This is a genomic window from Embleya sp. NPDC059213, assembly GCF_042754445.1.
Taxonomy (GTDB): Bacteria; Actinomycetota; Actinomycetes; order Streptomycetales; family Streptomycetaceae; genus Embleya.
In genome coordinates, this window is the sequence record NZ_JBHZAV010000285.1 from 1 (window position 1) to 8,353 (window position 8,353).

General features: G+C 70.0%; 7 protein-coding genes. 1 reads left to right on the plus strand and 6 read right to left on the minus strand.

All coding sequences use genetic code 11. The annotated features are described in order from the left end of the window. Positions 1 to 270: 270 nt before the first annotated feature. From folE to dacB, 6 genes are all read right to left on the minus strand, one after another. Positions 271 to 876, minus strand: coding sequence for a GTP cyclohydrolase I FolE (gene folE / locus ACFXMF_RS45080; protein ID WP_360313022.1), 606 nt, complete (start codon positions 874 to 876; stop codon positions 271 to 273). Positions 877 to 878: 2 nt separating this feature from the next. Beyond that, positions 879 to 2,933, minus strand: coding sequence for an ATP-dependent zinc metalloprotease FtsH (gene ftsH, locus ACFXMF_RS45085; protein ID WP_360313020.1), 2,055 nt, complete (start codon positions 2,931 to 2,933; stop codon positions 879 to 881). Between the two features lie 307 nt (positions 2,934 to 3,240). After that, the gene (hpt, locus tag ACFXMF_RS45090) at positions 3,241 to 3,807 is read right to left on the minus strand and encodes a hypoxanthine phosphoribosyltransferase (protein ID WP_078979398.1); all 567 of its coding nucleotides are present in this window, start codon (positions 3,805 to 3,807) and stop codon (positions 3,241 to 3,243) included. Between the two features lie 46 nt (positions 3,808 to 3,853). Beyond that, positions 3,854 to 4,834 carry a tRNA lysidine(34) synthetase TilS gene (gene tilS / locus ACFXMF_RS45095; protein ID WP_360313018.1) on the minus strand — a complete coding sequence of 327 codons (981 nt, stop codon included), beginning with the start codon at positions 4,832 to 4,834 and terminating at the stop codon, positions 3,854 to 3,856. 218 nt (positions 4,835 to 5,052) lie between these two features. Then, positions 5,053 to 6,207: a zinc-dependent metalloprotease gene (locus ACFXMF_RS45100; RefSeq protein ID WP_360313016.1), complete on the minus strand. Its 1,155-nt coding sequence runs from the start codon at positions 6,205 to 6,207 to the stop codon at positions 5,053 to 5,055. Positions 6,208 to 6,297: 90 nt separating this feature from the next. Beyond that, positions 6,298 to 7,701, minus strand: a complete 1,404-nt coding sequence (dacB, locus tag ACFXMF_RS45105) for a D-alanyl-D-alanine carboxypeptidase/D-alanyl-D-alanine-endopeptidase (RefSeq protein WP_379992220.1) — start codon at positions 7,699 to 7,701, stop codon at positions 6,298 to 6,300. Positions 7,702 to 7,852: 151 nt separating this feature from the next. On the opposite strand from dacB, the gene ACFXMF_RS45110 reads away from it, so the two are divergent. Next, on the plus strand, positions 7,853 to 8,344 hold the full coding sequence (locus ACFXMF_RS45110; protein ID WP_020549566.1) for an inorganic diphosphatase: 492 nt from the start codon (positions 7,853 to 7,855) through the stop codon (positions 8,342 to 8,344). The last annotated feature ends 9 nt before the right edge of the window (positions 8,345 to 8,353 follow it).

The window sequence follows — 8,353 nt, forward strand, 5'->3', positions numbered from 1 at the left end:
GTGGGGGTGGTGGCGGCGTTGGTGTTGACCGTGGCGCCGGGGGCGATCTGGTGCTTGGGTGTCCTGGTGCCGTGTGGGGGTCGTTTCGTATCGAACGTGTGGTTTTTTTTTTTTTTTTTGTGGCGTGGCGTCGTGGGGCGGGCGTGGGTGTTTGTTTGTTGGTTATTGTTGTGGGGTGGCGGGGGGGCGTCCCCGCCCCAACCCCCGAGTACTGCGTCGCGACTTGTCGCCGGTGTCCCCACCGACCCGCGACCGTGCGCCGTGCGACCGCTACCGGCTCAGGATCAGGCTCATCGCCTCGGCCCGCGTGGCCGCGTTCAGCAACTGCCCGCGCACGGCGGAGGTGAGGGTGCGCGCACCCGGCTTCCGTATGCCGCGCATGGTCATGCACAGGTGCTCGCACTCGACCACCACGATCACCCCGCGCGGGCGCAGGATGTTCACCAGCGCGTCGGCGATCTGGGTGGTCAGCCGCTCCTGCACCTGCGGACGCTTGGCGTAGACGTCCACCAGGCGCGCGAGCTTGGAGAGGCCGGTGATCTGACCGTCCTCCGACGGGATGTACCCCACGTGCGCCACCCCGTGAAAAGTCACGAGGTGGTGCTCGCACGTGCTGTAGACCTCGATGTCCTTGACCAGGACCATCTCGTCGTGGCCGAGGTCGAAGGTCGTGGTGAGTACGTCCTCGGGCTCCTGCCGCAGTCCCGCGAAGATCTCCTGGTACGACCTGGCCACACGAGCCGGGGTGTCCTTGAGACCCTCGCGGTCGGGGTTCTCCCCGACCGCGAGCAACAGCTCCCGAACCGCGCGCTCGGCGCGATCCTGGTCGAACTCACCCACGGTACGACCGTCGAAGGTGACCGGGTCGATCGTCACGTTCAGTTCTCCGGAGAATCGGACGGCGGCTCGGGGTGCGCTACCGCCCCACCGGACCCCGTCGTGGTGCCCGTCGCAGAGGTCGAGCCACCGTTGAGAATTCCATTCTCGCTGCCGCCGCCGGAGAGTGTGAGCTCGCGGGGCGTCATCACGGGGGGACGGCTGGACGGCTGACGCCGGCTGGAACCCGTCCACGCGGGACGAGCCGGGCGCTTGGTGACCGGAGCGAAGATCTCGGCGACCTGGGCCTTGTCCAGGGTCTCCTTCTCCAGCAGCTCCAGCACCAGGTTGTCCAGCACGTCACGGTTCTCGACGAGAATCTCCCACGCTTCGTTGTGGGCGGTCTCGATGAACCTCTTGACCTCTTCGTCGACGATAGCCGCGACCTCTTCGGAGTAGTCGCGCTGGTGACCCATTTCACGACCCAGGAAGGGCTCGGCACCGTCGTTGCCGAACTTGATCGCACCCAGCCGCTCGGTCATCCCGTACTGGGTGACCATCGAGCGGGCCAGACCGGTGGCCTTCTCGATGTCGTTCGAGGCGCCCGTGGTCGGGTCGTGGAAGACCAGCTCCTCCGCCGCGCGCCCGCCCATCATGTAGGCGAGCTGGTCGAGCATCTCGTTGCGCGTGGTGGAGTACTTGTCCTCTTCGGGCAGGACCATCGTGTAGCCGAGCGCGCGACCGCGGGACAGGATCGTGATCTTGTGCACCGGGTCGGTGTTCGGCAGCGCGTGGGCCACCAGGGCGTGGCCGCCCTCGTGGTACGCGGTGATCTTCTTTTCCTTGTCGCTCATGATCCGGGTGCGCTTCTGCGGCCCGGCCACGACCCGATCGATCGCCTCGTCCATCGACTGCGCGTCGATCAGCTTGGCGTCCGCGCGGGCGGTCAGCAACGCGGCCTCGTTGAGCACGTTCGCCAGGTCGGCACCGGTGAACCCGGGGGTGCGCCGAGCGACCGCCTTGAGGTCGATGTCGTCGGTGACCGGCTTGCCCTTGGCGTGCACCTTGAGGATGTCCCAGCGGCCCTGCATGTCGGGACGGTCGACCGCGATCTGCCGGTCGAAGCGGCCCGGGCGCAGCAGCGCGGGGTCCAGGATGTCGGGCCGGTTGGTGGCGGCGATCAGGATCACGCCGCCCTTGACGTCGAAGCCGTCCATCTCGACCAGGAGCTGGTTGAGGGTCTGCTCGCGTTCGTCGTGACCGCCGCCCATGCCCGCGCCGCGGTGTCGGCCGACCGCGTCGATCTCGTCGACGAAGACGATCGCCGGCGCGTTGGCCTTGGCCTGCTCGAACAGGTCGCGCACTCGGGAGGCGCCGACACCGACGAACATCTCGACGAAGTCGGAACCGGAGATCGAGTAGAACGGCACGCCGGCCTCACCCGCGACCGCGCGGGCGAGCAGGGTCTTGCCGGTTCCGGGCGGGCCGTACAGCAGCACACCCTTGGGGATCTTCGCGCCGACCGCCTGGAACTTGGCGGGCTCCTGGAGGAACTCCTTGATCTCGTGGAGTTCCTCGACCGCCTCGTCCGCACCGGCCACGTCGGCGAAGGTCGTCTTCGGCGTGTCCTTGGAGATCAGCTTGGCCTTGGACTTCCCGAAGTTCATGACCCGGGAGCCGCCGCCCTGCATCTGATTCATCAGGAACAGGAAGACCACGACGATGAGCACGAACGGCAGCAGGGAGAACAGGATGCTGACGATCGTGCTCTGCTTGCTGAGCTTGACCGTGTAGGAGTCCTGGATCTTGCCCTGCTCGTACTTGGACTGGAGCAGGCGCTGGATCTCCACGCCCTGCTCGTCGATGTACGAAGTCTTGATCTTGTTGTGCTTGTCGACCTTCACCCCGTCGATCAGGGTGAGTTCGAGTGACTGGTCGTTACCGCCGATGAGCTTGGCTGACTTGACCTGGTCGTTTTGGATCGCCTGGATCGCCTTGCCGGTGTCGACACCCTTGAAGCCGCTCGAAGAGGAGACGAGCTGCATCAGGAGGATCACAGCAATGACGGCCAGCGCGATCCACATGACCGGCCCGCGGAAATAGCGCTTGACGTCCATCGATGCGGGGCAGCAGACGCCCCGTCCCTCCTGCCGACTTTTGACCCGGACGCCTTATGGCGCCCGGGTACGTTGCCTGTCCGGTATCGCCCGGCACGGTCGCCCGTGCTGATCGGATGTCACTGCGTTAGACGGTACACCGGGCATCCGCACGTCAACGCGCCGCGCGTTCACTCACCTTGCGCGCCTTCGTGAATCGACCCCCGACGCACCCTCCAACGAGGGGAAACGTTCCCCTTGTTCCCGGATGCTGTTACAGGATCTCGATCGCGCAAACCCGAAGCCGTGATCCATGCGTCCGAGCGGGTCAGGTCGGCTTCGAACCACCGTATACATGCTCGGCCAGAGTGCCCACGAACGGCAGGTTGCGGTAGCGCTCGGCGTAGTCGAGGCCGTAACCCACCACGAACTCGTTGGGGATGTCGAAGCCCACGTACTTGACCGGGATGTCGACCTTGGCGGCCTCCGGCTTGCGGAAGAACGCGCACACCTCCAGCGAGGCGGGACCTCGCGAGGTGAGGTTGGCGAGCATCCACGACAGGGTCAGGCCCGAGTCGATGATGTCCTCGACGACCAGCACGTGCCGACCGGCGATGTCCGCGTCGAGGTCCTTGAGGATGCGCACGACGCCCGAGGACTTGGTGCCGGAGCCGTAGGAGGACACCGCCATCCAGTCCATCTTGACCGGCGAGTGCACGGCTCGGGCGAGGTCGGCCATGACCATGACGGCGCCCTTGAGCACGCCGACCAGGAGCAGGTCCTGGCCCCGGTAGTCCTCGTCGATCCGTTCGGCGAGCTCGACGAGCTTCGCCTCGATCTCCTCCTGCGTGACGAGGACCCTTTCGAGGTCGGCGCCCATGTCCTTCTCGTCCACCACATGCCTTACTACGAAGTTTTCGACTGAGCCCCGCGGTCACCGGTCAGGATTGAGCCGGCCGGTGAAAGAGAAGCCTGCCACACCGTCTGCGTATCTCGACGCCCCCGGGCAGGTGGATGGGCCCCTGGCCGTGCCACGAGATGACCAGCTTCTCCACCGCCTCCACGTGTCGGGCGAACAGTGCCCCGGAGGGGCTGCCCGCGCCGACGGCCGTGCGGCGCAATACCCGACGGCGGACCGCGGCGGGCAACTCGGCCAGCCCGGCGACCTCCAGTTCGCCGTCGTCGTGCGTGACGTCCGCCTGGGCGCGGTCGGCCCACTGGTCGAGCGCCTCGGCGTCGTCGCGGAACAGGCGCGCGGTGCGGGCCAGCGCCTCGGACACTCCGGGGCCGAGCGCCTTCTCCAGCACCGGGAGCACCTCGTGCCGCACCCGTGCCCTGGTGTAGGCGGGGTCGGCGTTGTGCGGGTCCTCCCAGGGCAGCAGGTCTTGCGCGACGCACGCCTGCCGGGTGATGTCGCGGCCCAGCTCCAGGAACGGGCGCTGGTAGTGCCCGGTCAGCGGCGGCATGCCGGCCAGCGAGCGCGCGCCGGAGCCTCGGGCGAGCCCGAGCAGCACGGTCTCGGCCTGGTCCTCCAGGGTGTGCCCGAGCAGCACCAGCGCGGCGCCGTGCGTCCGCGCGGCGGTGTCCAGGGCGGTGTATCGGGCCAGCCGCGCGGCGCCTTCGGGGCCGCCGCGGGTGCCGACGGTGACGCCGAGCGCCTCGACCGGACGCAGGCCCAGGTCGCGCAGTCGGGCGACGAGATCCACCGCACGACGGGTGGAGCCCGCCTGGAGACCGTGGTCGACGGTGATGGCTCCGGCACGCAGACCCGCCCGCGGGGCCTCGAACGCGGTGGCCGCTGCGAGCGCCAACGAGTCCGCACCACCACTGCAGGCCACCAGGACCAGGTCACCCGGTTGCAGCTCGCGCAGGGTCTTGCGGACGGCCAGCCTGGTGGCGGCCACGGCGGGATGGGGTCCCACGGCTCGACGACACCTCCTTGCACGTCCGGTTCGGCCGGTTCGCGGAGGTCGCGGCCGCCGCGAGGAATGCCGAAGAGAGTTGGTTCGCCCACGCTACGTCACCCGAAGCGCCCCGGGCCGCAGACACCACCGGATGTCGCCCGGATGAGGACGGGGCGGGCCGGCGCGGGCCCGGCGCGGCGCGTACCGGCGCCGCGTCGGGTGTCGGGCGCCGACTCTCACCCGGGGTCGGCGGGGCCCTCGGTCGGCGCCCCGGCGGCGCCCGCCTTGCCGTGCACCCGGTCCACCCAGCGGCCCGGCTCGGCCACCTCGGCCTTGGTGGGCAGCGTGTTCGGCGAGGTCCACACCCGGTTGAAGCCCTCCATACCGACCCGGCCGACCACCTCGCGCACGAACCGCTCGCCGTCGCGGTACTGGCGCAGCTTCGCGTCCATGCCGAGCAGCTTGCGCAGCGCCTGGTCGAGCCGCCCGGTGCCCTGGGCGCGCCGCTCGGCGAACTTCTCCCGGATCTCCGTCACGGTCGGGATGACCTGCGGGCCGACTCCGTCCATCACGAAGTCGGCGTGTCCCTCCAGGAGCGACATCACCGCGGTGATCCGGCCCAGGATCTCGCGCTGCTCGGGCGTCTGGACGAGTTCGACCAGCGAGCCGCCGTCCGTGTCGCCCTCGGTGCCGGCGCGGCGCGCACCCGCGAACGTGGAGACCGCCTCGCGCAGCCGGCCGAGCACCGCGGAGGGGTCGACCTCGGTCTCCCCGAGGAAGCCGTGGATCTCCTGTTCCAGGTGGTCGCGCAACCACGGCACGGCGGTGAACTGGGTCCGGTGGGTCTCCTCGTGCAGGCACACCCACAACCGGAAGTCGTGCGGGTCCACGCCCAGCTCGCGCTCGACCTGGACGATGTTGGGCGCGACCAGGAGCAGGCGCCCGGGGCCACGCCCGCTCGCGCCCGGGGCCTGCGGCGCGAAAGTCTCGTACTGGCCGAGCACGCGCGAGGACAGGAACGCGAGCAGGGTGCCCAGCTCCAGGCCGGTCACCTTGCCGCCCACGGTGCCCAGCGCGGCACCGCCCGGCACGCTCTCGCGGCGCTGTTCGACCTTGTCCAGGAGTGGTCGCAACACGTGCCGGAAGCCCTGCACGTTGGCCCGGGCCCAGCCCGGTCGGTCCACCACAAGAACCGGGGTGTCGTTGTCGCCCGAATCGAGTCCCGTGAACGCTCGTACGTGTCCCTCGGACGTCTTGGCGTGCGCGCGCAGCTCCGCCACGACCGCCCGCGCCTCGTCCCGTCCGACGTCGGGTCCCGGCCGCACGAGCCGGTTCGCCGTCGCCACGGCCAGGTCCCAATCGATCATGTCCGCACCGTTGCCGCTCGTCATACGGCCACGTTACGTGCTCGGCGCGGCCCCGAAAGAGGAACCGGGGGCTGTGACTTGGTCGGGAGCGGGTTTTGTGCCGGGTCGGCCGGGTCAGCCGGTGCCGCAGCCGCAGTCGGCCAGGGCGGCGGCCATCCGGTCGATCGCCGCGCGGGCCGGGTCGGGATCGCCGGTGAAGCGGTCGGCCAGGATCGCGAACGCGAGCAGTCGCCCGTCCCGGTCCCGGACCAGGCCGGCCAGCGTGCTGACGCCGGTCAACGAGCCGGTCTTGGCCCGGACCACGCCGGCCGCGTCGGCGGCGCTGCTGTTCGGGCCGTACCGCTCGGCCAGGGTGCCGGTGAAGCCCGCGATCGGCAGGCCGGTGAGGGCCCAGCGCAGTTCGGGGTGGGGTTCGGACGCGGCCACCGCGAGGGTCTGCACGAGCGTCTGCGGGGTGAGCCGGTCCTCCTTGTCCAGGCCGCTGCCGTCCTTGAGGTTGGACGCCCCGTAGGTGACGCCCAGACCCTCCAGGACCTTGCTCGCCGCGACGGTGCCGCCCTGGAAGCTCGCGGGTTGTCCGTTGGCGATCGCGACCTGCCGCAGCAGGGCTTCGGCCAGGTCGTTGTCGCTGACCGTCAACATCTGCTCGACCATCGCGGACAACGGCGGGGACTGGACCGAGGCGAGTGCGGGCGCGCCGCCGGCGGGCGCGGTGCCCGCGGCGGGCGTGCCGTCGACGGTGATGCCCGCCGTCTTGAGCATCGCGGCGAACTTCTTCGCGGCGTCGATGCCCGGCGACGACACCCGGTTGCTCTCCTTGCCGACCACCGTCGGGTCCACCCGACCCTCGTCGACCATCAGCGACACGACGGGGGCGATGTTCTCGTTGACGCCGATCGCGTGCAGGGCCGGGCCGGTGTACAGGGTGGTGTCGTACTGGAGCTTGACCTGGGTGGTGCCGGTCGCCTTGAGCGCGGTCGCGGTCGACTCGGCCAGGTCGGACAGTCGGGCGGGCCGGAAGGCGCTGTTGTACTGGTTGCCGTCGAGCGCGGTCAGCGTCGGGTCGCCGCCGCCGACCAGCACGATGGTGCCGGGCGTGCCGCCGGGCACCACCCGGGTGGCGATCCGGTGGTTCGGGCCGGGCGCGGTGAGCGCGGCCACCGCCGTGGTGATCTTCGTGGTGGACGCGGGAGTTGCCGCGCGGTCCTGGTTGGCGCCGTACAGCGCCTTGCCGGTCAGCGCGTCGACGACGGCCATCGCGGGCGGGGCGCCGAGCGCGGTCGCCTTGGCCAACGGATCCAGCGCGGCCCGGATGCCGGCCTCGGTCGGCACGGCGCCGGTGGCATTGCCGGAAACCGGCGCGAGCACCGGCTGCGCGCTCGCGACCCGGCCGCCCGTCGGGTCGGCGCGGGCCGCCAGGGGCTCACCCTTCCACGACTCGTGCACCAGCGTGGTGAGCACGGCCAGCACGATCGCCGCCAGGACTGCGGCGATCGCTTTGCTCCTTGTGCCGGCCACGCGAGACCATCCCCTTCCGCCGGACCACCGGCCATGCGAGACACTGAGATCAGATCAGGTTCTGTCCGGGACCTGTGCCGGGTTCGGCCTCGCGGACAGAACGACCCTAACGGTCCCGGCAACGGTCCCGGCGCAGCACTATGGAGGAGCCTTGGAGTTCGACGTCACCATCGAGATCCCCCGGGGATCGCGCAACAAGTACGAGGTGGACCACGAGACGGGCCGCATCCGGCTCGACCGGATGTTGTTCACGTCGACGCGCTACCCGGCGGACTACGGCTTCATCGAGGACACCCTCGGTGAGGACGGTGACCCGCTGGACGCGCTGGTGCTGCTGGACGAGCCGACCTTCCCGGGCGTCCAGGTCCGATGCCGCGCGATCGGCATGTTCCGGATGACGGACGAGGCCGGCGGCGACGACAAGGTCCTGTGCGTGCCGGCCACGGACCCGCGCGTGGAGCACCTGCGTGACATCCACCACGTCTCGGAGTTCGACCGGCTGGAGATCCAGCACTTCTTCGAGGTCTACAAGGACCTGGAGCCGGGCAAGTCGGTCGAGGGTGCCAACTGGGTCGGCCGCGACGAGGCCGAGGCCGAGGTCGAGGCGTCCCGCAAGCGGCTCACCGAGCAGGGTCACCACTGACCCGGTAGC